Source organism: Streptomyces sp. NPDC046909, from assembly GCF_040644695.1.
Lineage (GTDB): Bacteria > Actinomycetota > Actinomycetes > Streptomycetales > Streptomycetaceae > Streptomyces.
Window position 1 is genome coordinate 814571 of the sequence record NZ_JBEYXC010000002.1, and the last position, 26146, is coordinate 840716.

Consider the following 26146-nt stretch of genomic DNA (forward strand, 5'->3'; position numbering starts at 1 on the left):
AGGGCAGCCATGAGCCTCGCGACGGCAACACGCGACAAGGCGGCGGAGGAATCGGTCGCCGCCCGGGTCCGCGGCGCCCTGGAGGCGGTGTTCGACGCCGTGTCCGCAACGCGCGCCGACACCACGGCCCTGCTGCGACGGGTGACCGCGGACGGCCGCCGCCCCGCCACCGTCGACCTCGCCGCACTCCGCCCGGGCCTCCATCTGCGGCTCGCCCGCGAGGAGTTGGTGTCCGGCGTCGGCTTCGTCGCCGCGCCGGGCCTGCTGAGCGACGTACCGGCATGGCTGGAGTGGTGGCAGTCGGGGCGCGACGGCGACGTACGGCCACTGCTCCTGGACCTCGATCCCGAGCACTCGGCGTACGCCGACTACACGCACTGGGACTGGTTCGCCCTCCCCCGCGACACCGGGGAGCGCGCGGTGGCCGGTCCGTATGTCGACTACCTCTGTTCCGACGAGTACAGCCTCACCCTGTCCGCGCCGGTCCAGATCGACGGACGGTTCGCCGGGGTGGCCGCCGCGGACGTGTATCTGCGGCACTTCGAGGCGGCCGTCATGCCGATGCTGCGCCGGCTGCCCGGACCGGCGCGGCTGGTGAACGCGCGCGGCCGGGTCGCCGCCTCCACCGACCCCCGCCATCTGGTCGGCTCGCTCAGCAAGGGGCCGGACTTCGCCCGGGCGCTGGCGTCGGGCCGGCCGGAGCACGCCGGCGGGCTGCGCCTGGTGCCGTGCGACGGGGTGCCCCTGGTGCTGGTGACCGCCGCTCAGTGAGCGTGCTCGGGACCGCCGAGCACATCGGCGAGTACGGCCTCCCGGTCCCGCTTCCAGCCCTTCGCGTCGGGGCGGGACTGCCAGGGGCGGGGGCCGTCGAGGGGCCGGTACTCCACACCCAGCGCGTCCAGCCGTTCCAGATGGGGTACGAGCCGGGCCGCGAACTCCTCGTACGCGCGCGGCCCTTGACCCCATACGGCCTCCGCGAAGGCACACAGACGGGGGAAGGCCAGGTAGTCGAGGGAGCGGGGTCCGTCGAGGGGCTCCCCCCACAACTGGGCCTGCCCGCCCAGAACATGACGGGCCGCTTCCGCGTCGAGTTCCTCCGGTACGGGGTCGAAGGCGTAGGCGTCGCGCAGTGAGGTGACACAGCCGAGCGGGATGGGCTCGTCGGGGTGCTCCGACTGGCGGAAGTCGAAGTAGGTGTGGGTGAGGGGGGTCGCGATGACGTCGTGTCCGGCGCGGGCCGCCTCGATCGCGCCCCGCATCCCGCGCCAGGACATCACGGTCGCCCCCTCGGCGAGTCCGCCCTGGAGGATCTCGTCCCAGCCCACCAACTTCCTTCCGTGCGCGGCGAGATGGGCGGCCAGGCGCCCGATGAACCAGCCCTGCAACGCGTCCTCGTCGCACAGCCCCAACTCCCGGATCCGCTCCCGCACCCGCGCCGACGCCTTCCACTGCCGGCGCACGCACTCGTCGCCGCCGATGTGGAGGTACGGGGACGGGAACACCTCCATGACCTCGTCGAGGACGTCGAGGAAGAAGCGGACCGTGGACTCCTCGGCGTTCAGGACGTGTTCGGAGGGGCCCCACGCCGTGGCGACCTCGATCGGGCGGCCCAGGTTGCCGAGTTCGGGGTACGCGGCGATCGCGGCCTGCGTGTGCCCGGGGAGGTCGATCCCCGGGACGACGGTGACGGCTCGGTCGGCGGCGTAGGCGACGAGCTCGCGCAGGTCGGCCTTGGTGTAGAAGCCGCCGTGCGGGCGTCCGTCGAGGTGTCCCCGGATCGAGGAGCCGACGGTCGACTCGCGTCTCCAGGCGCCGACTTCGGTCAGGCGCGGGTGGCGTTCGCTCTCGATGCGCCAGCCCTGGTCGTCGGTGAGGTGCAGATGCAGGGTGTTCAGCTTGTGCAGCGCCAACAGGTCCACGTAACGCAGGAGTTCACGCTGGGGCAGGAAGCGCCGGGCCACATCGATGAGGACGCCTCGCCAGCGGAAGCGGGGCCGGTCCTCGATGGTGAGGGACGGGATCTCGTAGGCGTCGGGGCGGTCGGGTGCGGCGGCGCGGTGGATCTGCGGGGGCAGGAGCTGCACCAGGCTCTGGCAGCCGTAGAACGCCCCCGCGTGGGCCGATGCCTCGATGAGCACGCCGTCGGGGCTCACGTGAAGGCGGTAGCCCTCGTCGCCGAGCCCCTCGGCGCCGGTGAGGCGGACGGCCGGGCCGCCGTCGGGGGTGCGGCGGCCGAGGGAGCGCGTGAGGGTGGACTCCAGCCAGGCGGCCGCGCGTTCGGTGGCCGCGTCCGCGATGACGGCGGTGCGGGCTGTCAGCGCGAAGGAGCCGGTGCCGTAGGAGAGCCGGGACGGGTGAGGGATCATGCCGAACAATGTGGCGAGCACGTTCGATCGGAGTCAAGAGCGAACGCGCAATCGATCACAAACGAAAGTGGCATCCAAAGCGGCACTCCACGCGCCGGTGCGTCAGGTGCGGCCCGAGGACTCGCGGATGTGCAGCTCGGGCAGGATGGAGAGCCGGTGCGGCGGTCGGTCGGGGTCGCCGACCCGTTGCAGCAGGAGGTCCACCGCCGAGGCGCCCACGGCCTGTTTGGGTGGGGCGACCGCGGTCAGCGGGATGTCGGCGAGGGCGGCCAGGTCGTCGTCGTAGGCCACGATCGCGAGGTCGCCGGGGACGCCGATGCCGCGCGCCCGCAGTTTGTTGAGCAGGAGCAAGGCGTCGTGGTCGTTGTGGACGAGGACCGCGTCGACCCGGCCGTCGGTGACCTGGTCGAGGTAGGCGTCCAGGCGCTGGTCGTAGTCGCGGCGGACGGCGTCCGGCGGGGCGGGCGCGACGAACCGGGCCGACTCGGGGGCGGGGAGGCCCGCTGACGCGAGGGCCGCCTCGTAGCCGTCGCGGACCGCGTCGGCGTGCGGGCTGTCCTCGCGCAGGATGAGGCCGATGTTCTTGCGGCCGAGGCCCGCGAGGTGGCGTACGGCGAGACGCGCGCCGTGGACGTGGTCGCTGACGACGTGCTCGGTGGCCGTCTCGTCGCCGCGCCGGCGCTCCACGAGGACGACGGGGACGGGCAGTTCGGCGTACCAGGGCGGGCCGTCGCCGGTGCCGGTCGGGGTGAGGAGGAGGCCGTCGACGCCGTCGGCGAGCAACTGCTCGGCCTGGGCGCGCTCTTCGGACTCGTCGTAGCGGGAGATGCCGAGGACCAGGCGGACGCCGTGCCGTCCGGCGGACTCACGGGCGCCCTTGATGACCTCGGGGTAGTAGTAGGTGGCGTCCGGCACGATCATGCCGAAGGTGCGCGGCAGTTGGCCGCCCGGGGGCCGCCAGGGCTCGGCGCCGGTCCCGGTGCGGGTCTCCCGCAGGACGGCCCCGCCGTGCACCCGCGCGAGCAGGCCCCGTTCGTCCAGGGCCTCGACGTCCCGGCGGACGGTCACGGACGAGACGCCCAGTTCCTCGGCGACGTCGCTGACCCTGATCGAGCCGCTGTCGCGCAGTCGGCGCAGAATCGCCTGGTGCCTCTCCTCGGCGTGCATGGGCGGCCCCGTTCCCCTCGATGTGTGGGGTCGGGAGTCTAGCCCGCGAGGGATCGGATGTGAATGTTTCTGTCCGATCGGACATCCAGGGGGCCACCTCTGACGCTTGGCGATCGAACGTACGAAGAGTCACCGAGCATCGTCGGCTCACTCGCCGACGGGGACCACCCTCAGATGGGCGGCGGAACGGCGGGCCGCGCGGGAGCGGGACGGGGTGCGGGTCTCGCGGAGGACCAGGGTCAGACGGGTGTAGCCGAGCTCGCTCAGGGTGCCGGGCGTCTCGTCCACGACCCGGCAGTCGGTGGCGCCCCAGCGCGGGTCCGGGTGCAGGACCGGGCGGACCGCGCCGTCGTGGACGCGGGCCCGCTCGCCGACCACGCGGATCCAGTGCGGCAGGCCGTAGCGGTAGGCGGCGTCCATGATCGGGTCCTGGGCGATGTCCCGGCGGATGGCCTGCAGGCCGTGGTCCTGGCCGTCGCGCTCCACGGCGGCCGCGAAGTGGGCCAGCGTCGGGAGGAACCAGCTGGACTCGTGATCGCCGAGCACATGGGCGGCGTCCGGGTGGAAGAGGACGAAGCGGAGGAAGTTGTCGCCGGGCATGGCCGTGGGATGCGGGCCCACACCGCGGAAAAGTGTCTCGAAAGCGGTGTTGGACAGCACGACGTCCCAGCAGTGGTCGAGCACCACGGAGGGAAAGGGGATCGCTTCCAGGAGGGTGGCGTAGTCCTGCAGATACGCCCGGGCCTCAAGACTGTCGGGGACAGGCCGCGGCTGCGGCCGCTGCCCTCCTGCCTGTTGTGCCATCGGGAGGTCACCCCTCTTGCCTATGCGGCCTTCACGCGGCGCCCCGATCCTGCTGCCCGGGAGCGAGTCGTGTCAACTATCGTGGCATTTCGTGCCTGTTGACGGCTGAAATTGGCCACAGTTGTGGCGAGACCTGGCTGTGGGTTCGAACAAGGGGCTACTCTCCCGGGAGTTCACGGCAACCGCTTGTGATGATCTTCTTGTGAGAAGCCTGTGAGAGACGTAGGAGATCTGTCGGTGACGGATGGCTTCGCGAGTCCGGGCGCCACGGCAACGGCTGTGCTGCCGGCCGTCGTCGCCCGCGTCACCGCGCTCACCGACCGGCTCGGCGTACCGCACGCGGAGGTCTTCCACACCGGCCGCCTGTCCGTGGCCTCCGGCGTCCCCGAGCCCGTGGTCAAGGCCCTGCTGAGCGGCCGCCCGGCAGGCGAGCCCGACGTCCAGGCCCGCTTCCTGCAACGCCTGGACCTGCTGCGCCGCACCCGGCTCAAGCCCAACGGGCGCAAGTACACCCAGCAGGAGATCGCCGACGGCGCGGGCATGTCACGGCAGCAGGCGGGTGCCCTCATCAACGGCGACCGGCGGCCCACCATGGAGCACTGCGACGCCCTCCAGCGCTTCTTCCGCGTGCACGCCGGGTTCCTCACGGCCGAGGACCCCGAGGCGCTCGCCGGGGCCCTGCAACGCGCCGAGCAGGAGCTGCTCCAGAAGCTGGCCGACCGCGACGACGAGGCGGCGGCCGCGGCCGGTGATCCGCTGGAGCGGCTGTTGCAGGACCACGGCGTGCGCGGGATCGCCTGGCGGGCCGCGCAGCTTCCCACCGACCAGCATCGCGACAAGGTCGCCGAGTGGTTGGACATGCTCCTGGAGAGCGTCAAGCGGCCCGAGTCGTGAGCCGGGGGATAACTGTGGGCATCGGCAGGGAAATGCGCCGCCTGAGCGGCGAGTTGGTGGCGGAGCTGACCCTGCCCGCACCGGCGCCCCCCACGGACCTGTACACCGCCCTCTGCGAGGCGATGAGCCGGCGCCGGGGCCGCCCGGTCCACTTCCGTACGGCCGCGTTCCCGGTCGGCACCGCGAGCGGACTGTGGCTCGACATGGCCGACCAGGACCTCGTCGTCGTGGAGGAACGCACCGCGCCCGCGCACCAGTTGGTGATCCTCGGCCATGAGCTGTGGCACATGAAGGCCGGTCACTGCGGCCATCATGTCGAGGGTGCCGCCGTCGCCGCGCGCATGCTCAGCGACGACGGGGATCTGCGGGCGGCCGTCCTCAAGGTCGCCGCGCGCAGCCGCTTCGACCAGGCCGACGAGCGGGAGGCCGAGCGCTTCGGCCTGCTCCTCGCCAGCAAGTGCCGTACCTGGCTGGACGGTTCGTCGGTACGGGGTCCCATCCAGCGGGACCGGCTGGCGGGGCGGATCGAGGCGTCGCTGGGGTATCTGGGGCCGCAGAGCTGACCGAAGGCACCGCGCGTACCGGGCCACGGCGAGTACCGGCGGCATCGCACGGTCACGTGACACCGCTGCCCTCGCCGGTCAGGTGGCGCTGCGCTCGCTCGCCTCGCGCAGGTCACGTTCCACCGCACGGTTGCGTACATTGTCGGGCCGCCCGGCGGCGGTACCCGGGCGGCCTTCGCACAGGAGGTCGCGCCAGTGCTCGCGGCTCCAGTCGGCGGGGTCCGTCGTGGCGGTGAACTCCTCGACCAGGGAGACGAATCGGCCGGGGTCGGCGTGGAACGGGAAGTGGCCCGCCCCCTCGAAGATCTCCAGCCGGCTCCCCGGCATCGCCTCGTGCGCCCCGAACGCGTGCCGTACCGGCACCACGCTGTCCCGGTCGCCCCACAGCAGCATCGTCGGCATGCCCTCGGTGAGATAGCAGCGGTCGAGCATCGTCACCACCTGCCCCCGCCAGTCGACGACCGCGCGCAGGGTGCGGATGAAGGCGTTGCGGGAGGTCTCGTCCGGCAGCGCGTCGACGAGGTTCAGCAGGTCGGGGGCGTCCTGGCCGAGGTCGGTGTCCAGGAGCTTCATGAGCTGCACGGCGAGCCCCACCTGGAGCCGCATGCCCGGCAGCCGCAGCGAGGACAGCATCAGATGGGCGCCCGGCAGCGACACCAGCCGCAGCACGGGGTTGACCTCGCGTCCCACGCCGCCCGCGCTGACCAGGATGAGCCGCTCGGTGCGCTCGGGGAACTGGTAGGCGAACTGCATGGCCACGCCGCCGCCCAGGGAGTGCCCGACGAGGGTCGCCGACTCGATGCCGAGGGTGGTCAGCAGATCGCGGACGCCGTTGGCGTAGGCGGCGACCGAGTAGTCGGCGCGCGGTTTGTCGGAGGCGCCGTGGCCGAGCAGGTCGGGGGCGATGACGGTGTGGGTGCGGGCCAGGTCGGGGATCAGCTCGGCCCAGGTGGCCGAGGAGTCCCCGATGCCGTGGATGAGCACCAGCGCGGGGCCCTCGCCGGCCATGCGGAAGGCACGGCGGTACCCGTGCACGACCCGGTACTGCACTTCGAGTTCACCGTCGCCCACCGAGCGCAGCCGTACGGTGCGCGCCGGGCGCCGGTGCGGGACGTCGACCACGCACGTGCCTCCCCGTTCCATGGCCGCCGCGGGGCAGCGGCCGAAAGCCCTTGCCTCCAGCGTAGAACTGCTTTCCCACAGGCGATTTCAAGGAGGTTTCGCCTCCGCTAAGCGGGCGAACCGGGGTGTAGCGAACCCTCATTGTCAGTGGTGGGCGGCAAGCTGGAGATGCACCCCTTGTGCGGGTGCGAGACCGACGAGCCGACTTGGGGAGAGCCGACCGATGCCCACCGCCGTACTGACCGATCGCGAGCGCACCGCCGTCCAGGCCTATCTCCGGCTGCTGCACACCGTACGCGCCGCCTTCGACGGTCCGCCGGACAGCCGGCGACCACCCGTCGTGCCGCCCTCGGTGCTCGCCGAGGCGGAGCAGGCGCTGGCGGACGCGGGACTGACGGGCAACGAGGAGGCGTTCTTCCGGCTGCTCCAGAGCTGGGTCCCGCGAGCGTGAGGGCCGCCGTTCAGGGGCGCGGCTCCCGTGGCCGCGCCCCCGCCCGGCTCAGGCGTGCGGCACGACGACCGCCGTCGCCAGGAACCCGCCCTGGACCGTCCAGCGGCCCTCGAAGGTCCCGAGGCGCCGTCCGGCCACGATCGGGCCGGGTACGAGGAGTTCGGCGCGCAGTCCACCGGTGAACCGTTCCCCGGGGTCCGTGAAGAGCTCGATGTCGGCCTCGGTGAAGTCGAGCCACTGGCCGGTGAGGGGGAACCACGCCTTGTAGACGGACTCCTTGGCGCTGAACAGCAGCCGGTCCCAGTGGATGTCGGGCCGGTCCGCGGCCAGCCGCCGCAGCCGGGCCGCCTCGGCGGGTACGCAGGCGTAGGCGAGGACCCCGTCGGGGAGCGGTTCGTGGGTCTCGGCGTCGATGCCGAGGGAGACCAGGTCGGTGGCGCGGGCCAGGGCGGCCGCGTGGAAGCGGTCGCAGTGGGTCATGCTGCCGATCAGGCCGGCCGGCCACTGCGGGGCGCCACTGGGGCCGGGCAGGACGGGCTGCCGGGGGACGCCGAGCTTCTCCATGGCCCGCCGGGCGCAGGAGCGCACTCCGGTGAACTCGCGCCGCCGCTTCTCCGCGACCCGTGCCACCACCGCGGCCTCCTCGGGGAAGAGGGGTGCGGGTGTGTCGTCACCGTACGTCTCCACGGCCACCGCCGAGTCCGGCAGCAGCTCCTCGATCACCGGGCACGACCTCCCTGGGCAGGATGCGGCGCAGCCGGCCCGGCGGGTGGGCGCGCTTGCGCCACTCGCGGGGGTATCCGACCGACACCTCTTCGAAGCGGACCCCCTCGTGCCAGGTGGTGCGGGGGATGTGGAGATGACCGTAGACCATGGTGTGGACACGGAATCTGCGGTGCCAGTCCGCGGTGAGCTCGGTGCCGCACCACATGGCGAACTCGGGGTACCAGAGCACCTCGGTGGGATGGCGGTCGAGCGGGTAGTGGTTGACGAGCACTGTGGGCAGGTCGTCGGGCAGCTCGGCGAGTCGGCGTTCGGTCAGCTCGACCCGGGCCCGGCACCACGCGTCGCGGGTCGGATAGGGGTCGGGGTGCAGCAGGAACTCGTCGGTGCAGACGATGCCGGTGCCGTGCGCGTACTCCAGTCCCGCTTCCTTGGTGGCGCAGCCCTCGGGCAGGAACGTGTAGTCGTAGAGCAGGAACAGCGGGGCGATGACGACCGGCCCGCCGGGGCCGTCCCAGACGGGGTAGGGGTCCTCGGGGGTGGTCACTCCGAGCTCGCGGCACATGGTGACCAGGTGCTCGTAGCGCTCGACGCCGCGCAGGGTGATCTCGTCCTTGGGGTGGGTCCACAGTTCGTGGTTGCCGGGGGCCCAGACGACCTTGCGGAAGCGGCCGGCGAGGGTTTCGAGGGCCCAGCGGATGTCGGCGGAGTTCTCCGCTACGTCACCGGCCACGAGGAGCCAGTCGTCGTCCGTCTCGGGGTGCATCTTCTCGACCAGGGCGCGGTTCTCGGGGTAGCCGATGTGCAGATCGCTGATGGCCAGCAACTGCCCGGCGGCACCGGCCCTCGACGTCACCGCTCGCCCCCTCCGAGTTCATGAACGCGACCCCGACAGCATACTCACGGCCCCTGGACAACGGGCCGGGCTCGGCTCGAAGGGCATCCGCCGCACCATGCGTGAGCGCCGGTCACAGGATCCGGGGGTGTCCGTCACAAGATCCCGGCCTCCGTTCAAGATCCAGGAATCCGTAACACGCACGTTGCACGCCGGGGCTCCGGGAAGCCGTATGATCGCCCCAACACCACCGCTACGAACTTCCCTTCGCACAGGGCGGTTTGGTGACCCTCCACACACCCTGGCCGGGCTCGGCCTGCTTCGCCGTGCCCGAATACCCCGAAAGGCGGCCTGCATGATCTCTCGCGTACGCGTCTGGCTCAACCGCACGTACGCGGAGAATGTGTTCTTCATGGATCAGCTGCGCCGAAATCCGAGTGATCGCGCCGTCGAGATCCATGCGACGCACGGCGACGCGGACTCCCCCGTGCTGGCCGCCGCCGACACCGCCGAGCTGGAGCCGGAGGGGCTGTCCCCGGCCGCGTACGTCGAGTACGCCCTCGACCAGTGCGCCCGCCGCGGTATCGACGTGTTCGTGCCCCGGCTGCACCAGTCGGCGGTCGTGGCGCACCGCGCGGAGTTCGAGGCGGCCGGTACGGCGCTGCTGGCGCCGCCGCCGGAGGGCGTGGCCGTCTTCGAGGACAAGGTGATCGCCTACGAGGCCGTGCAGGCCGTCGGGGTGCCGGTGCCGCCGTGGTACCGGGTGCGGTCGGCCGAGGAACTCGTCGTCGCCGTCGAGGAGTTGGAGGCGGGCGGCCACAAGGCGTGCTTCAAGCCGGCGTCGGGTGCGGGCGGGGTGGGCTTCCGCGTCATCACGCGCGCCCCCTTCTCGCTCATGCACCTCAACGGCTTCCCCGGTCCGTATGTGCCGCTCGAGATGGTCGTGACGGCGCTGGAGCAGGCCGAGGAGTCCGTGGACTGGCTGGTGATGCCGCGCCTCGAGCAGCCGGAGGTGTCGGTGGACTGCCTCACCGGGCCCGACAACCGGGTGCGGCTCGCGATCGGCCGGACCAAGAACGGGCGCCGTCGCGGGTTCACGCTGCACGAGCAGTGGCTGGAGCCGGCGCGGTTGATCGCGGAGGGGTTCGGGCTGCACTACCTGTCCAACATCCAGTTCCGGATGTTCGGTGACACACCGGTGCTGATGGACGTCAACACACGGCCCGCGGGCGGACTGCACCAGCTGTCGCTGTGCGGGGTCAACGCGCCTTGGGCGGCTGTGCAGTTGGCGCTGGGCGAGGACCCCGGGGAGATGGTTCCGCCGTTCCTCGGACCGGACTACACGGTGGTGTCGGGACCGCGCCAGCTGCGTCCGGTGACCATTCCGCATCAGCGCGCGGAGGTCTCCGAGCCGCTGCCCGCGGTTCCCGCCCCCGCGGCGGCGGAGTCGGTCGTCGTCGAGACGGCCGGACAGGCTCTGCCGCTCTAGACAGCACCGCTCCGGAAGACAACTTCATCCCACCGGTATGGACCAATTCCCCCGCTCACCCTTGACAGGCGGATTGGTCCATACCAACTTGGTTGCGCACTCTCCTCCGCACTCCCGAACACCCCCATTCTTCAGGGAGATCACGTGCGCACCCCTCTCATACGACGTCCCAGACGCCTCCTCGCCCTCCTCGGCACCGCCGCGCTCGCACTCGCCGGTGCCGTCGCCCTCCCCGGTACCGCCCAGGCGGCCAACGTACTGACCAACCCCGGATTCGAGTCGGGCTCGCCGAGCCCCTGGTCCTGCACCGGCAACCTCGGGTCCGTCGTCTCCTCCCCCGTGCACGGCGGCACCAAGGCGCTGGCCGGCGCGGTGAGTTCGAGCGACAACGCCAAGTGCAGCCAGACCGTCGCCGTGCGGCCCAACACCGCGTACACACTGAGCGGTTGGGTGCGCGGCAGTTACGTCTACCTCGGCGTGGACGGCGGTTCCTCCACCTGGACCACATCGCCGTCGGCGTACAGCCAGCTGAGCGTCTCCTTCACGACCGGCGCCTCGCAGACCAGCGCCACCGTGTACGTCCACGGGTGGTACGCGCAGGGCACCTACTACGCCGACGACATCAACCTCGACGGCCCGGGCGGCAGTTCGGACACCCAGGCGCCGACCGCGCCCGCGAGTCTGCGGTCCACGGGGAAGACCTCGTCGAGCGTGTCGCTGGCGTGGAACGCCTCGACGGACAACGTCGGCGTCACGGCGTACGACATCTACAGCGGGTCGAACCAGGTGCTCAGCGTCTCCGGTACGACCGCCACGGTGAGCGGACTCTCCGGCAGCACCGCCTACACGTTCACCGTGCGGGCGCGGGACGCGGCCGGGAACTCCTCGGCGGCCTCCAACTCCGTGTCCGTCACGACGGATCCGGGCACCGGGGGCGGTACCGGGTTCAAGCAGGCCGCGCCCTATCTGTACGAGGGCTGGGGCGATCCGCCGAGCGTGTCGACCGTGATGAGCTCGACCGGCATCAAGTGGTTCACGATGGCGTTCATGCTGGACGGCGGCGGCTGCAACCCGATGTGGGACAGCGCCCGGCCGCTGACCGGCGGGGTCGACCAGACCGTCATCAACCAGATCCGCTCGGCGGGCGGGGACATCGTGCCCTCGTTCGGCGGCTGGCAGGGCAGCAAGCTCGGCGCCAACTGCTCCTCCGCCAGTGCGCTCGCCGCCGCGCTCCAGAAGGTGATCGACGCCTACTCGCTCAAGGCGATCGACATGGACATCGAGAACACGGACGAGTTCGAGAACGAGGCCGTGCAGGCGAAGATCCTCACCGCCCTGAAGACGGTCAAGGCCAACAACCCCGGCCTGAAGACCATCGTCACCTTCGGCACCTCGACCACCGGACCGACCTACTACGGCAACCGGCTGATCGAGCAGGCCAAGTCGCTCGGCGCCGACATCGACGTCTTCACCATCATGCCGTTCGACTTCGGCGGCGGCTCCGACATGTACGGCAACACCGTGAACGCGACGGAGGGGCTGAAGACCAAGCTGAAGTCCACCTTCGGCTGGGACGACGCGACGGCCTACGCGCACATCGGCATCTCCGGCATGAACGGTCTCTCCGACCAGCAGGAGCTCACCTCTCCCGCGATCTGGACCTCGATCAAGGACTGGGCGAACTCCCACCACATCGCGCGACTCGCCTTCTGGTCGGTCAACCGTGACCGGCCGTGCGCGGGCGGCGGCGTGGTCAGCAACTGCTCCGGCATCAGCCAGAACAACTGGCAGTTCACCTCGATCACGGCCGGCTTCACCGGCTGATCGGGCGGTCCCGCCAGTCCCGCAACCAACGGTGCCTGCCGGTCCCTGAACCGGCAGGCACCGCCGCGGTGTCAGAACCGGCCCGAACCCCGGTACAGCTCCAGCTCCCCGTCCAGCTCGACCTTGAGCACCGTGGCGTACGGGTCGAGGTCGGCCGCGGCCGGCGGGTCGATCCACACGATGCCGACGGCGTCGTGCAGGCCGCCCACCTTCCGGTGGCCGAGTTCCGTGCCGGTGCCGAGGACGGTGACCTCGCGGACCGGGGTGACCAGTCCCCGCAGGCCGATCTCGGCGCGCGGGATGTCGAACAGGGTGAGGTAGAGCGTCCGGCCGTCGGCGGAGAGGGTGCTGGGCCCGTAGTGGTGCCCGGCGGGCAGCCCGCGCACCGTCCCGTACACCGCCTCCGCGTGCTTCGCGATCCACTCCCCCAGCCCTTCGAGCCGCTCCACCTGCGGCTGCGGGATGGTGCCGTCCTCCATCGGGCCGACGTCGAGGAGCAGATTGCCGCCGCCACCGATGGTCTCGGTGAAGTAGCGGATCAGCTGGGCGAGCGACTTGTGGTTGTGATCCTTGTGCTGGTAGCCCCACGAGTCGTTGATGGTGAGGCACAACTCCCAGGGACCCTCGGGGGGTTCGATGGGGGCACCCTGTTCGGGGGTGGCGTAGTCGCCCTCGCTGAGCATGCGGGCGTTGAAGACCACGTCGGGGCTGTACGAGCGGATGAGCGCGGCGAGTTCGGGGATCCGCCACTGCTCCTCGCTGCGGTCCCACTCGCCGTCGAACCACATCAGGTCGGGCCGGTAGCGGGAGGACAGCTCGCGGATCTGGCCGTCCCGGTAGGCGATGAAACGCCCCCAGGCCACCAAGTCCTCGTCCTCCGCCGAGCATTCGGAGTAGCGGTTGTCCTCCTGCTCCGGCGGGCGCCCCGGCTTGCGGGTGGTGGCGTAGTCGGGGTGGCTCCAGTCGGAGTGCGAGTAGTAGAAGCCGACCTTGAGGTCCTTCTCGCGCAGCGCCTCGGCGTACGGGCCGATGTAGTCCTTGCCGAGGTTGAGGTCGCCGAACTCCGTGTCCCACAGGGCGACTCCGTCGTGGTGACGGGTCGTCAGCACGGCGTACCTCGCTCCGGCCCGGGCGAACAGGTCGGCCCATTCACGGGGGTTGTACCGGGCGCCCGTGAAGCGGTGGAGCTGGGACATGTACTGGTCGTGCGGGACGATGTCGTCGTAGAACGACCAGGATTCCTGGACGCCGTCGACGGCGTAGATGCCCCAGTGGATGAAGATCCCCAACTTGGCGTCGGTGAACCAGGGTTGCATCGGCATGGGTCAGTTCACCTCGGCACGCTTCAGTCGCAGGGTGAGGATCTGGAAGGGGCGGAGGGCCACGGGGACAGCACCGTCGACGGCGGCCTCGTCCTCGGTCAGCGGACGCTCCAGGAGGTCGGTCACCTTGGCGCCGGCGAGCGGGAATCCGGTGCGCAGGACGCCCCGGGCGCGGCCGCCGCGGGACTCGTAGAGGCGTACGACCACGTCGCCGGAGGTGTCGTCGGCGAGCTTGACCGCCTCGACGGTGATGCCCTCGCCGTCGACGGAGACGACCGGCTCGGGCTCGCCCGCCGAATCGGCCACGCGGAGGGGGAGGTTGAGGGCGTATCCCTCGGCGACGGCGTCCTCGATGCTCGCGCCGGGCAGCAGGGAGTACGTGAAGCGGTGCCTGCCCTGGTCGGCCTCCGGGTCCGGGACGCGCGGGGCGCGGACCAGGCTGAGGCTGACCTTCGTCGTCGTACCGCCGTCCTCGCGGACCGTGCGGGTCACGTCGTGGCCGTACGTCGAGTCGTTGATGACCGCGACACCGTAGCCGGGTTCGCCGACGTGCACCCAGCGGTGGCCGGAGACCTCGAAACGGGCCGCCTCCCAGCTGGTGTTGGTGTGCGTGGGGCGCTGGATGTGGCCGAACTGGATCTCGGCGGAGGAGTGCGGGGCCCGGATGTCGATCGGGAAGCCCGCCTTGAGGATCTTCTCCACCTCGTGCCAGTCGATGTCCGTCTCGATGTCGATCCGGGGGCTGCCGGCGCGGACGCTGATCGTCTGGGTGATCTTCGAGCCCTTGCCGAAGGCGCGGGTGACCCGGACGGCACCGAGCAGCGGGTCCTCCGAGACGACCTCGACCGAGGATGCCTCCAGCAGGTCGGTGAAACGGTTCCTGTAGTGCTTGTCGATGTCCCAGGCGTCCCAGTAGTTCGGGAGGTCGGTGTGGAGGCGGAGGAGGTTGCCGGGCTCGGCGAGGACTTCGCGGTGCGCGCGGATGTCGTATACCGACGACAGTGTTCCGTCTTCCGCCACCTGTACACGGACGAGGCCGTTGTCGAGGACGCGGCCGTCCACCGTCACCGGGTGCGCGGGCTCGGGCGCGTCGGCCGCGAGGGGCGCGCTGCCGTTCGCGGGGACCGTCACGAACGCCGGTGCGCCCGAGCCGTCCCGGACCACCTCGGCGCGGTCGTACGGGCTGGTGTTGAAGACCCGTGCCCCGCCGCCGCCCAGCGCCGCGACCGCCTCGGCCGTCAGTGCCTCCAACTCCCCGGCGACGCGGGCGTATTCGGCCTCGGCCTCGCGGTGCACCCAGGCGATGGACGAGCCCGGCAGGATGTCGTGGAACTGGTGGAGGAGGACCGTCTTCCAGAGTCGGTCGAGCTTCTCGTACGGGTAGGCGTAGCCCGGCGCGTGCAGGGCGGCCGTCGTCGCCCACAACTCGGCCTCGCGGAGCTTGTGTTCGCTGCGGCGGTTGCCCTGCTTGGTGCGGGCCTGGGAGGTGTAGGTGGCGCGGTGCAGCTCCAGGTAGAGCTCGCCCTGCCAGACGGGGGCGTCCTCGTACTCGGCGCGTGCCTTGGCGAAGAACTCGTCGGGGTGCTCGACGACGACCTTGGGCGAGCCCTCCAAGTCGGCGAGCCTGCGGGCGCGTTCCATGATCTCGCGGGTGGGGCCGCCACCGCCGTCGCCCCAGCCGAAGGGGGCGAGCGAGCGCGTACCGGCGCCCTTCTCGGCGTAGTTGCGGACCGCGCGGTCCATCTCCTCGCCGGAGAAGCGGGCGTTGTAGGTGTCGACGGGCGGGAAGTGGGTGAAGATGCGGGTGCCGTCGATGCCCTCCCACCAGAAGGTGTGGTGGGGGAACTTGTTGGTCTGGTTCCAGGAGATCTTCTGGGTGAGGAACCAGTCGTTGCCGGCGAGCTTGGCGAGCTGCGGGTAGGCGGCGTTGTAGCCGAAGGAGTCCGGGAGCCAGACACCCTTGGTCTCGATGCCGAAGTGCTCGATGAAGAACCGCTTGCCGTGGATGAGTTGACGCGCGATGGCCTCGCCGCCCGGCAGGTTGCCGTCGGACTCGACCCACATGCCGCCGACCGGCGCCCACTGGCCCTTCTTCACGGACTCCTGGATGCGGGCCCAGACGTGCGGGTAGTTGTCGCGGACCCACTCGTACTGCTGGGCCTGGGAGCAGGCGAAGATGAAGTCGTCGTACTCGTCGGCCAGCGACGTCACGTTGGAGAAGGTGCGGGACGTCTTGCGCTTGGTCTCGCGGATCGGCCAGAGCCAGGCGGAGTCGATGTGGGCGTGGCCGACGCCGGAGATGACGTGGGCGCTCGCATGGGCGGGCTTCGCGAGGACCGGGGCGAGCACCTCGCGGACGGCCGCCGCGCTGCCGGAGATGTCGTCCAGGTCGAGGGCGTCCATGGCCCGGTCCAGGGCGTGCATGATCTCGTGGCGGCGGGGCTCGTGGTCGCCGAGGTGGGTCATGACGCCGAGCAGGACCTGGATGTCCAGGTCGAGGTGCCAGACCTCCTCGTCGAGGACGGCGATGTCGGCGCGGCGGAATGTATACAGTGGACGGTCGCCTGCCGTCAGTACATCGCCGAGCGGCGTCGGCTGCGCGAAGTTGTTCGCCAGGATGTCGGGGTTGGAGGCCGCCTCGACGAGGTAGTCGATCCGCTCACCGCCCGTCGCCGGGTTGGCGATCGCCACGTACTGGTTGAGCGGGTTGACCGCCTTCAGGGGGCGGCCGTCGGGCAGGTGGACCAGCGCCTCGGCCTGGTTCCCCGGCCAGTCGCCCACGAAGCCGAGGTCGATGACCGCCTCGACGCGCTTCCCGGCGAACGCGGCGGGCACCTCGCCCCGCATCCGGAACCAGGTGGTGCCCCACGGCGGGCCCCACGGGGTGTCCATCGCGAAGGGCGTGTACCGGGCGGCGGCCGCCTCCTCGAAGGAGACCGGCTCCCCCGGCGCCTGCCAGGCCTCCACCTCGAAGGGGACGGTGGCCGCGTAGATCGCGGGCTTGATGCGCTGGGTGTGGAGGCGCTCTACGCGCTCCTCGATGCGGCGGCGTTCGTCGTGCATGGAGAGCTCCAGAGAGGAGAAGAGAGGGGAAAGCGCTTACTGCGAGGGGCTCACTTAAGGTACGCCAGTCCCGGATGGACCTCGGCATAGCCCTCGACCAGCCGCCGGGCGACGTTCACGGAGTCGACGAGCGGATGCACCGCGAAGGCTTTCACCGCCGTCGTACGGGACCCGGACTCCGCGGCGGCGAGCACCTCGCGCTCGACCGCCTTGACCGCGCAGACCAGGCCCGAGGCGTGGTCGGGCAGCGGGTCGACGGCGACCGGGTGGGCGCCGTTGGCGTCGACGAGGCACGGGACCTCGATCACGGCATCGTTGTCGAGCACGGAGAGGGTGCTCTGGTTGCGGACGTTGAGGATCAGGGTGGTGCGCTCGTCGCGGGCGATGGCCCGCATCAGGGCGAGGGCGACCTTCTCGTATCCGCCGGAGAGGTCGTCGGCGTCGCGCTCGCCGGCGCCGGCGGTCTCGCGGTTCTCGGACATGTAGGTCGCCTCGCGCTCGGCGCGGGTGCGGTCCCACAGGTCCAGTGCCTTCGCGCCGGGGGCGCCGACCTCGTCGTAGAAGCTCGCCTGCTGGTCGCGCAGGAAGGCGCCGCGGGTCTTGTCGGCCTGCTGGTAGGCGCGGACGGCCTCGCGGTTGAAGTAGTAGTAGTGCAGGTACTCGTTGGGGATCGCGCCGAGGGACTGGAGCCAGTCGACGCCGAACAGCTTGCCCTCCTCGAAGGAACCGAGCAGTCCGGGGTCGGCGAGCAGGCGCGGGAGTTCGTCGCGCCCGGCGACACGCAGGCCGCGGACCCAGCCGAGGTGGTTGAGGCCGACGTAGTCGATCCAGGCCTCCTTCGGGTTCGCGCCGAGCACGCGGGCGATACGGCGGCCGAGCCCGACCGGGGAGTCGCAGATGCCGATGACGCGGTTGCCGAGGTGCCGGGACATGGCCTCGGTGACCAGGCCCGCCGGGTTGGTGAAGTTGATGACCCAGGCGTCGGGGGCGAGGCGGGCGACGCGCTGGGCGATGTCGACGGCGACCGGGACCGTGCGCAGGCCGTAGGCGATGCCGCCGGCGCCGACCGTCTCCTGGCCGAGGACGCCTTCGGCGAGGGCCACCCGCTCGTCGTTCGCCCTGCCCTCCAGGCCGCCCACGCGGATCGCGGAGAAGATGAAGTCGGCGCCGCGCAGGGCCTCGTCGAGGTCGGTGGTGGCGGTGACCGTGGGGGCGTCGTCGACGGTCGACGCCTGTTCAGCCAGTACACGGGCGACTGCATACAGTCGTCTGTCGTCCAGATCGTGCAGAACGACTTCCGTGACCCGCCCCTCGGCGCGGTCCGTCAGAAGCGCCCCGTACACGAGCGGCACACGGAATCCGCCGCCGCCCAGAATCGTCAGCTTCACACTTGAGCCTTTCCTGCCAGTACCACCTCGACGCCCGCCTCCTCCAGGGAGGCCCGCGTCGCCGTGTCCACCGGCGCGTTCGTCACCACCACGTCCAGGTCCTCGGGACCGCAGACCTTCGCCATCCCCGTACCCGGGAACTTCGCCGCGTCGGCGAGCAGCACGATCTTGTCGCTCGCCTTGATCATGGCGCGCTTGACCGGCACCTCGACGACCGTCGTGTCCATCACCTGCCCACCGGGGCGCACTCCACTGGTGCCGAGGAAGAGCCAGTCGGCGTGCAGCTGGCGGAGGTTGTCCTCGGTGAGGAAGCCGACCAGCGAGCGGTACTCGCGGCGGACCATGCCGCCGAGCAGGACCAGTTCGATGCCCTCGTCGTCGGCGAGCTCCTCGTAGACCACCAGGTTGCTGGTGATCACGGTGAGCCGGCGGCCGTGCAGCTGGCGGGCCAGCCGGTACGCGGTGGTGCCGATGTCGAGCAGCACCGACTGACCGTCCTTGATCAGTCCCGCCGCGCGCACGGCTATGGCGTCCTTCTCGGCCACCCGGACCTCGGCGACCTCCGCGAAGGGCTGGTCGCCCTCCTCGGCGCGGGCGCCGCCGTGGACCCGGGTGAGCAGCCCGTCCTCCTCGAGTTTGACCAGGTCACGCCTGATCGTGGCGGGGCTCACACCCAGCTGCTCGGAGAGGTCGGTCACGGCCGCGGGGCCGCCGGAGCGCAGGGCCCGCAGGATGAGTTGATGTCGTCGTTCTGCCAGCACGCCGTGAACACTACTCGTCATCTTCAATCAAATCCATGCTCAGTTCTGCTCGGGTATTGACCAATCTCGCAGAGCGGCGCACGATTCCGGTCATCGAAATTGACGCGTTTTGACGAGAGGCTGTGCGCGTGGACGACGACAGGCCCGACGTGCTCCTGACCGGGCTGCTCTTCTACGACCTCGTCCTCACCGGGCTGGGGAAGCCCCCGACCCCGGGCGAGGAGATCTGGACGGCCGGCATGGGCTGCGGGCCGGGCGGCATCGCCAACCTGGCGGTCGCCGCGTCCCGCTTCGGCCTGAAGACCTCCCTGGCGACGGTCTTCGGCGACGACTTCTACGGCGAGTACTGCCGTGACGTCCTCGACGACCAGGAGGGCGTCGACCTCTCGCTCTCCCGCACCGCGGACGGCTGGCCCACCCCCGTCACCGTCTCCCTCGCGCACGGCGGCGACCGTGCCCTGGTCACCCACGGCCAGGAACCCCCGTACTCGCAGGACACGCTGATGGGCGACCCGCCCGAGGCGCGCACCGCCCTCGTCCACCTCGAGGCCGAACCCCGCGAGTGGATCGCCCGGGCCGCCGCGAACGGCACCCACATCTACGCCGACGTCGGCTGGGACCCCACCCAGCAGTGGTCCACGGACCTGCTGGACCAGCTGAAGCTGTGCCACGCCTTCCTCCCCAACGAGACCGAGGCGATGGCCTACACCCGCACCGACAGCGCGGTCGCGGCGCTCGGCACGCTCTCCGAGCTGGTGCCGGTCGCGGTGGTCACGCGGGGCGGGGACGGCGCGGTCGCCGTGGACCAGACGACCGGTGAGTACGCGGACGTCCCGGCCCTTGACATCGATGTCCTGGACGCGACGGGCGCCGGTGACGTGTTCGGCGCGAGCTTCGTCGCCGCCTCGCTCGGCGGCTGGCCGCTGGCGGAGCGGCTGCGGTTCGCGGTGCTCGCGGCCGGGCTGTCCGTCCAGCGGGCGGGCGGGGCGCTGGCCGCGCCCGGCTGGTACGGCGTCGACCGCTGGTGGCGGTCGCTGTCGGCGGCCGACCGTGGACTGTCCGCGGCCGACCGTGAACTGAAGACTGCATACGGTTTTCTGTCGGACCGGATCCCGGCGGATCCCGGCCCTCCCGTCCGGTACGCCCCCGTGACCCCACCCGCACGGCACCTCTGACTCCCCCACGCCCCACGCAACGCCCCCCACTCAACGCCCCTCATGCGAAGACCCGAAAAGACCCGAAAGGCGGTGGGAGCTGTGCGGCTCTCACGAAGAGGCCTGCTCCGCGCGGGCCTGGCCGGTACGGCCGCCACGGCGCTCGGCGGCCTGGCGTCCGGCTGTGCCGTTCCGACCGGCTCGACCGGCCGGAACATGGTCCTGTGGTACTGGAGCGGCGGTCTGAGCGACACCGTCGTGAAGAACGCCAAGGCCCGGTACGACAGTTCGGTCGATCTCCAGGCCATCCAGATCGGCGGCCAGTACCGCTCCAAGCTCATCACCACCATCACCGGCCGGGCCCACATCCCCGACATCGCGGGGCTCAAGGGCGAGGACATGGCCGCCTACCTCCCGAACGCGGACCAGTTCATCGATCTGCGGACGCTGGGCGCGGAGAAGTACAAGAGCCAGTACCTGTCCTGGAAGTGGGACCAGGGCATCGCCGACGACGGCACGATGGTCGGCTTCCCGATCGACTGCGGGCCGGTGGCGCACTTCTACCAGTACGACATCTTCCAGAAGGCCGGACTGCCGTACGAACCGGCGGACGTGTCCCGGGAGTTGAACACCTGGGAGAACTTCTTCGCCGCGGGTGAGCAGCTGAAGAAGCGGCTCCCGGGGACGATGCTCCTCACCGACGTCAACTCCGTCTTCGAGAACGTCGTGCAGCAGGGCTCCAAGCGGTACGTCGACAAGGACCGTCATTTCATCGGCGACCAGGAGCATGTGCGCGACGCCTGGGCGCTCGCCGTGGAGGCCAAGCGCCGCGGGATCGTCTCCGACCTCGTGAACGGCACCCCGGACCAGCTGTCGGCCAAGCAGGACGGCAAGCTGCCCAGCGAACTGGGCGCCTCCTGGGCGGCCTTCGACATCAAGAACGGTGTGCCGAAGACCAAGGGCAGGTACCGGGTCGCCGACATGCCGGTGCGGCCCGCCAACAACGGCGGCTCGTTCCTGTCGATCACCAAGGCGTGCCGGGAGCCCGAGCAGGCCTTCCAGATCATCACCTGGATGCTCGACGCGGCCAACCAGGCGCAGGGTTACGTCGACGCGGGCCTCTTCCCCTCCACGCCCGCCTCGTACGGCCTCAAGCAGATGCAGGAGCCGGACGACTTCTTCGGCGGCCAGGTCACGACCGACATCTTCGGACCTGCCGCGCAGAAGATCGCCGTCGCCTACAACAGCCCGTTCGATGTCGCGCTCGGGCAGCCCATCAAGGACGAGATCAAGAACGTCGGCGTCCTCGGCAAGGACCCCAAGAAGGCCTGGAGTGACGCCATGAGCAAATGCCGTCGCATCGCGAAGCACCTGGGGGTGAGCTACTGATGGCCGTACTGGAGCAGACCCCGCCCGCTGTCGCGCAGCCCTCCCCGTCCCGGCCCAAGAAGGGTTTCCGCAAGTACTGGCACCTGTATGCCGCGATCTCCCCCTTCTATCTGATCTTCCTCGGCTTCGGCCTCTTCCCCGTCGGCTTCTCGCTCTACCTCTCCTTCCACCGCTGGGACGGCCTCGGCACGATGGAGTGGGCCGGGCTCTCGCAGTACCAATACCTGCTGAGCGACAGCGACTTCTGGAACTCGATCGGCAACACGGTCATCATCTGGGCGCTGGCCACCTTCCCCATGATCTTCCTGGCGATGGTCACGGCCGTGATGCTCAACTCCGCGGTCCGCTTCAAGGGCCTGTACCGCGTCGCGTACTTCCTGCCGAACGTCACCTCGGTCGTCGCCATCGCGATCGTCTTCGGCTCGATCTTCTCCACCAACAACGGTGTGATCAACGCCGTGTTGCACGGGTTCGGGATCGACCAGGTGGCCTGGCTCAACACACCGTGGGGCATCAAGGTCACCATCGCCGCGCTGATGACCTGGCAGTGGACGGGCTACAACGCCATCATCTTCCTCGCCGGCCTCCAGACCATCCCGAGCGACCTCTACGAGGCGGCCCGCATGGACGGCGCCGGACCGATCCAGACCTTCTTCCGGATCACCCTCCCGCTGCTGCGCCCCACACTCCTCTTCGTGCTCGTCGTCTCGACGGTCACCGGCCTCCAGAGCTTCTCCGAACCGCAGGTCCTGCTCCAGACCTCCTCCAACGACTCGACGTTCGCGGGCGGTCCGGGCCACTCCGGCCAGACGATGGTCCTCTACTTCTTCCAACAGACCTTCGACAACAACGACTTCGGGTACGGCGCCGCCGTGGCGTGGGGCATCTTCCTCGTCGTCGTCCTCTTCTCGATCATCAACTGGCGCCTCGTGCAGCGCCGGGGCGACTAGGAAGGGCCCGCCATGTCTTCCATCAAGGGGTCCCGCCGCAGAGGGATCGCGCTGCATCTCCCGCTGATCGTGGGCACGTTGATCTCGGCCTTCCCGTTCTACTGGGCCGTGATCATGTCGACGCACAGCTCGACGGAGATCTTCTCCTACCCGCCCAAGCTGCTGCCGGGCACGCACTTCCTGGAGAACGTCCGCAACCTGTTCGACGCCATCGACTTCTTCGGGTCGATGTGGAACTCGTTCCTCGTCGCGGCCTCGGTGACCTTCCTGGTCCTGCTCTTCGACTCACTCGCGGCCTTCGTCTTCGCCAAGTTCGAGTTCCCCGGCAAGAACGTGCTGTTCGGGCTCCTCATGGTCATCTTCATGGTGCCCGCGCAGCTGTCCGTCATCCCGCAGTTCGTGATCATGGCGAAGATCGGCTGGATCGGCTCGATGACCGCGCTGATCGTGCCGGCCGCCGCCAACGCCTTCGGCATCTTCTGGATGCGGCAGTACATGAAGAGCGCCATCCACGACGAACTCCTCGACGCCTCCAAGCTCGACGGCGCGAACTTCCTCCGCCAGTACTGGCATGTGGCGCTGCCGGTGGTCCGCCCCGGCCTCGCCTTCCTCGGCATCTTCACCTTCATGGGCCAGTGGAACGACTTCGCCTGGCCGCTGATCGCCCTCACCAACCCGGACAACGTCACCCTCCAGGTGGCGCTCTCGCAGCTCAACGGCACCCACGGCACCACCGACTACGGCATCGTGATGACCGGCGCCCTGCTCGCCCTCATCCCGCTGCTGATCGTGTTCGCGGTCGGCGCCAAGCAGATCATCGGCGACCTCGCGAAGGGAGCCGTTCGCGGATGACGAGCGAACCGCTGCTCGCCCTGCGCCCCTGGGAGGCACCCGAGGTGACCTCCTGGGGGCGGCTGCCCATGAACGCCGTCGACCGGCGCTCCGGAGTACTCCCCCTGGACGGCGACTGGCGCTTCCAGTTGCTTCCGGCTCCGGACGCGCCGGTCGGCGGTGCGTGGTCCACGGCCCAGGTGCCGGGTGCCTGGACCATGCAGGACACCGACGACCTTCCGCAGTACACGAACGTCCGTATGCCGTATACGGAATTCCCGCCACTGTCGCCCGCATACAGAAACCCGACGGGTGTGTACGAGCGCACGGTGGACATCCCCGCCGAGTGGACCGGCCGCCGGATCGTGCTCCAGGTCGGCGCCGCCGAGAGCGTGCTGCTCGTCCAGGTGGACGGACGCCCGGTCGGCATCTCCAAGGACTCCCACCTCGCCGCCGAATTCGACCTGACCCCGGTGGTGCGCCCCGGCTCGCCCGCCACGGTGCGGCTCACGGTCGTCAAATGGTCCGACGCCTCCCACATCGAGGACCAGGACCAGTGGTGGCACGGCGGGATCACCCGCTCGGTGCTGCTGTACGCCACCGACCCCCTCCATCTCGCGGACGTGACCGTGCGGGCCGCGTACAGCGGGGAGCTGCGGGTCGACTGCCGGGTGCGGGACGCCAGTGGCACGGGTGCCCTGCCCGAGGGGTGGTACGTCACCGGCGAGCTCGACGACGACGTACTCGCCCAGGACGCGGAGTTCGACCGGGCCAACATCGAGGACGACCGGATCTCCGACTTCCTGGGTGAAGCACGACTGCATACAGTCGTCAGTGATGTGCATCCATGGAACGCCGAGACACCCGAGCTGTACGACCTGACCGTCCGCCTCCACCGCGCCGACGGAACCGTCGCCGACACCTCGCGGCACCGCATCGGCTTCCGGGACGTCGAGATCGTCGGCCGGGACCTCCTCGTCAACGGCGAGCGCGTGTACATCCGGGGCGTGAACCGGCACGACTTCCATCCACTGACCGGGCGGACGGTGTCGTACGACGACATGCGCGCGGACCTCGTCCTGCTGAAGCGTTTCGGCTTCAACGCGATCCGCACCGCCCACTACCCGAACGACCCCACGCTCTACGACCTCGCCGACGAGCTCGGCTTCTACGTCGTCGACGAGGCGGACATCGAGTCCCACGACCACGCCCATGAGATCGCCGACGACCCGCGCTATCTGAACGCCTTCGTCGACCGCGTCTCACGAATGGTGCTGCGCGACAAGAACCACCCCTCGGTCATCATCTGGTCGCTCGGCAACGAGTCCGACTACGGCGCCAACCACGACGCCGCCGCGGGCTGGGTGCGCCGGCACGATCCGACCCGCCCCATCCAGTACGAGGGCGCGGCCAAGCTCGACTGGGCGGCGACGGACGACGCCTCCGACATCGCCTGCCCCATGTACGCGCCCCTTGAGGACTGTGTCGCGCACGCGCTGTCCGGCGAGCAGACCCGGCCGCTCATCCAGTGCGAGTACTCGCACGCCATGGGCAACAGCAACGGCACGCTCGCGGACCATTGGGCGGCCATCGAGTCAACGCCGGGACTTCAGGGCGGGTTCATCTGGGAGTTCTGGGACCACGGCATTCTCCAGCGTGTGAACGACGGAAGACCGGTCGGGCGTGGGGGCGCCGGGCTCTATGACAACGGTGTCGCCGCGCCCGGCCTGCGCTGGGCGTACGGCGGCGACTTCGGCGAGACCATCCACGACGGCGCGTTCATCGCGGACGGGGTCGTCTTCCCCGACCGCACGCCCAAGCCGGCGATGTACGAGCACCGCGAGATCGCGGCGCCGCTGCGGATCGAGTGCTTCCGGCACGAGGGCATCGTGCTCGGCAACCACCAGCACTTCCGCGGCCTTGACTGGCTGGCCGGTGCGTGGGAGCTGTCCCTGGCCGACGGCCGCACGCTGACCGCGCCCGCCGAGCTCCCGGAGCTGCGGCCCGGGGAGACGGCGGCCGTGCCGCTGCCCTTCGAGGTGCCGCGTGACGGTGGCGAGGCGTGGCTGACGCTGCGGGTGACGACCGCGTGGGACGAGGCGTGGGCGCCGCGAGGGACGGTGGTGTGTCTGCCGCAGGTGCGGTTGCGGGAGGAGCGGGGGGCGGTGCAGGGGGCGGTGCCGGTCGCCGGGCCCCCGGCTGTGGCGAATCGTTCCGCCTCCGCGTCCGCCTCCACCTCCGCCTTCGCCTCCACGTCCACGCCCTCCTCGGCGTCTGCCCTCACCTCCGTCGAGGTCGACGCCGACGGCCTGCTCGTCCACCCCCTCCTCACCGCCGCCCCCACCCTCTCCCTCTGGCGTGCGCCCACCGACAACGACGAGCTCGGCGGCATGGCCCTGCGCTGGCGGACCTGGGGGCTCGACTCGCTCGTCCGCAAGGCGGTGTCGGTGCGCGAGGACGGCGGCCGGGTGACCGTGGACGCCGAGTACGCCGGCACCGTCGGTGTCGTGCGGCACCGGCAGGTCCTCACGCCGGTCGAGGGCGGCATCCGCGTCGACGAAGAGGCCGAGCTGCCCCCGGAGTTCGACGACGTGGCACGCGTCGGCTCGGTCTTCGAGACCGTACCCGGGCTCGACCTGCTGGAGTGGTTCGGGCAGGGGCCCTGGGAGTCGTATCCCGACCGGAGCAGCGCGCCCGTCGGCCATCACTCGGTCCCCGTCGACGAGTTGTTCACCCCTTACCTGCGTCCGCAGGAGAGCGGCGGTCGCCACGGCGTACGGCGCTTCACGCTGTCGGCGCCGGACGCGACCGGTCTCGCGGTCACGCTGGATGAACCGCGCCAGGTATCGGTGACCCGCTACCGGACCGAGGACCTCACCGCCGTCACCCATCACGACCAACTGGTCCCGCGAGCCGGGTGCGTGGTGCACCTCGACGCGGCACACCGGGGTCTCGGCACGGCGTCGTGCGGCCCCGACACCTTCCCTTCCTACCTCGTCGCACCGGGCACCCACCGCTGGAGCTGGACCCTGCGCGCGCTCTGAACTCCC

Annotated in this window: 21 protein-coding genes; 11 read left to right on the forward strand and 10 right to left on the reverse strand. The window is 70.4% G+C overall.

Going from position 1 to position 26146, the window contains the following annotated elements; all coding sequences use genetic code 11:
* Positions 1–9: 9 nt before the first annotated feature.
* Positions 10–771: a hypothetical protein gene (locus ABZ928_RS07950; RefSeq protein WP_361515893.1), complete on the forward strand. Its 762-nt coding sequence runs from the start codon at positions 10–12 to the stop codon at positions 769–771.
* Here the strand turns inward: ABZ928_RS07950 and ABZ928_RS07955 are convergent.
* The 3 genes from ABZ928_RS07955 to ABZ928_RS07965 form a co-directional block, all read right to left on the reverse strand.
* Complete coding sequence (locus ABZ928_RS07955; protein WP_361515895.1) at positions 765–2366, reverse strand: beta-N-acetylhexosaminidase; 1602 nt, start codon at positions 2364–2366, stop codon at positions 765–767. The two genes, ABZ928_RS07950 and ABZ928_RS07955, sit on opposite strands and share 7 nt — an antisense overlap.
* A gap of 102 nt (positions 2367–2468) precedes the next feature.
* The gene (locus ABZ928_RS07960) at positions 2469–3533 is read right to left on the reverse strand and encodes a substrate-binding domain-containing protein (RefSeq protein WP_361515897.1); all 1065 of its coding nucleotides are present in this window, start codon (positions 3531–3533) and stop codon (positions 2469–2471) included.
* A gap of 147 nt (positions 3534–3680) precedes the next feature.
* Entirely contained in the window at positions 3681–4337 is a 657-nt protein-coding gene (locus ABZ928_RS07965; RefSeq protein ID WP_361515899.1) for a hypothetical protein, read from the reverse strand.
* Between the two features lie 237 nt (positions 4338–4574).
* Here ABZ928_RS07965 and ABZ928_RS07970 point away from each other — a divergent pair, with 237 nt between their 5' ends.
* Positions 4575–5231: a helix-turn-helix transcriptional regulator gene (locus ABZ928_RS07970; RefSeq protein ID WP_361515900.1), complete on the forward strand. Its 657-nt coding sequence runs from the start codon at positions 4575–4577 to the stop codon at positions 5229–5231.
* A 32-nt stretch (positions 5232–5263) separates the two neighbouring features.
* Positions 5264–5794, forward strand: a complete 531-nt coding sequence (locus ABZ928_RS07975) for a toxin-antitoxin system, toxin component (RefSeq protein WP_361515902.1) — start codon at positions 5264–5266, stop codon at positions 5792–5794.
* 78 nt (positions 5795–5872) lie between these two features.
* On the opposite strand, the gene ABZ928_RS07980 is transcribed toward ABZ928_RS07975, so the two are convergent.
* Positions 5873–6916: an alpha/beta fold hydrolase gene (locus ABZ928_RS07980; RefSeq protein ID WP_361515904.1), complete on the reverse strand. Its 1044-nt coding sequence runs from the start codon at positions 6914–6916 to the stop codon at positions 5873–5875.
* A 223-nt stretch (positions 6917–7139) separates the two neighbouring features.
* Here ABZ928_RS07980 and ABZ928_RS07985 point away from each other — a divergent pair, with 223 nt between their 5' ends.
* Entirely contained in the window at positions 7140–7367 is a 228-nt protein-coding gene (locus ABZ928_RS07985) for a hypothetical protein (protein ID WP_361515906.1), read from the forward strand.
* 48 nt (positions 7368–7415) lie between these two features.
* Here ABZ928_RS07985 and ABZ928_RS07990 read toward each other — a convergent pair whose 3' ends face one another.
* Complete coding sequence (locus ABZ928_RS07990) at positions 7416–8090, reverse strand: 4'-phosphopantetheinyl transferase superfamily protein (protein ID WP_361515907.1); 675 nt, start codon at positions 8088–8090, stop codon at positions 7416–7418.
* On the reverse strand, positions 8038–8946 hold the full coding sequence (locus tag ABZ928_RS07995) for a metallophosphoesterase (protein ID WP_361515909.1): 909 nt from the start codon (positions 8944–8946) through the stop codon (positions 8038–8040). Before ABZ928_RS07995 ends, ABZ928_RS07990 begins: the two co-directional genes overlap by 53 nt.
* Before the next feature lie 334 nt (positions 8947–9280).
* Here ABZ928_RS07995 and ABZ928_RS08000 point away from each other — a divergent pair, with 334 nt between their 5' ends.
* A complete protein-coding gene (locus ABZ928_RS08000) occupies positions 9281–10414 on the forward strand; it encodes an ATP-grasp domain-containing protein (RefSeq protein ID WP_361515911.1) in 1134 nt (377 codons plus the stop codon).
* 144 nt (positions 10415–10558) lie between these two features.
* On the forward strand, positions 10559–12238 hold the full coding sequence (locus tag ABZ928_RS08005; RefSeq protein WP_361515912.1) for a carbohydrate binding domain-containing protein: 1680 nt from the start codon (positions 10559–10561) through the stop codon (positions 12236–12238).
* Positions 12239–12309: 71 nt separating this feature from the next.
* On the opposite strand, the gene ABZ928_RS08010 is transcribed toward ABZ928_RS08005, so the two are convergent.
* The 4 genes from ABZ928_RS08010 to ABZ928_RS08025 are packed head-to-tail and all read right to left on the reverse strand — an operon-like array spanning position 12310 to position 18772.
* Positions 12310–13560 carry an alpha-L-fucosidase gene (locus ABZ928_RS08010; protein ID WP_361515913.1) on the reverse strand — a complete coding sequence of 417 codons (1251 nt, stop codon included), beginning with the start codon at positions 13558–13560 and terminating at the stop codon, positions 12310–12312.
* Positions 13561–13563: 3 nt separating this feature from the next.
* Entirely contained in the window at positions 13564–16623 is a 3060-nt protein-coding gene (locus ABZ928_RS08015) for a glycoside hydrolase family 38 C-terminal domain-containing protein (RefSeq protein WP_361515915.1), read from the reverse strand.
* Positions 16624–16673: 50 nt separating this feature from the next.
* Positions 16674–18011, reverse strand: coding sequence for a 6-phospho-beta-glucosidase (locus ABZ928_RS08020; protein ID WP_361515917.1), 1338 nt, complete (start codon positions 18009–18011; stop codon positions 16674–16676).
* The gene (locus ABZ928_RS08025) at positions 18008–18772 is read right to left on the reverse strand and encodes a DeoR/GlpR family DNA-binding transcription regulator (RefSeq protein ID WP_361516160.1); all 765 of its coding nucleotides are present in this window, start codon (positions 18770–18772) and stop codon (positions 18008–18010) included. Before ABZ928_RS08025 ends, ABZ928_RS08020 begins: the two co-directional genes overlap by 4 nt.
* A 128-nt stretch (positions 18773–18900) precedes the next feature.
* On the opposite strand from ABZ928_RS08025, the gene ABZ928_RS08030 reads away from it, so the two are divergent.
* The 5 genes from ABZ928_RS08030 to ABZ928_RS08050 all read left to right on the forward strand — a co-directional run bounded on the left by ABZ928_RS08030 (position 18901) and on the right by ABZ928_RS08050 (position 26140).
* On the forward strand, positions 18901–19947 hold the full coding sequence (locus tag ABZ928_RS08030) for a carbohydrate kinase family protein (RefSeq protein ID WP_361515918.1): 1047 nt from the start codon (positions 18901–18903) through the stop codon (positions 19945–19947).
* A gap of 81 nt (positions 19948–20028) precedes the next feature.
* The gene (locus ABZ928_RS08035) at positions 20029–21315 is read left to right on the forward strand and encodes an extracellular solute-binding protein (protein WP_361515919.1); all 1287 of its coding nucleotides are present in this window, start codon (positions 20029–20031) and stop codon (positions 21313–21315) included.
* Entirely contained in the window at positions 21315–22265 is a 951-nt protein-coding gene (locus ABZ928_RS08040) for a sugar ABC transporter permease (protein ID WP_361515921.1), read from the forward strand. The genes ABZ928_RS08035 and ABZ928_RS08040 overlap by 1 nt, the downstream gene beginning before the upstream one ends.
* A 12-nt stretch (positions 22266–22277) precedes the next feature.
* A complete protein-coding gene (locus tag ABZ928_RS08045; RefSeq protein ID WP_361515922.1) occupies positions 22278–23117 on the forward strand; it encodes a carbohydrate ABC transporter permease in 840 nt (279 codons plus the stop codon).
* Positions 23114–26140, forward strand: a complete 3027-nt coding sequence (locus tag ABZ928_RS08050; RefSeq protein WP_361515924.1) for a glycoside hydrolase family 2 TIM barrel-domain containing protein — start codon at positions 23114–23116, stop codon at positions 26138–26140. The genes ABZ928_RS08045 and ABZ928_RS08050 overlap by 4 nt, the downstream gene beginning before the upstream one ends.
* The last annotated feature ends 6 nt before the right edge of the window (positions 26141–26146 follow it).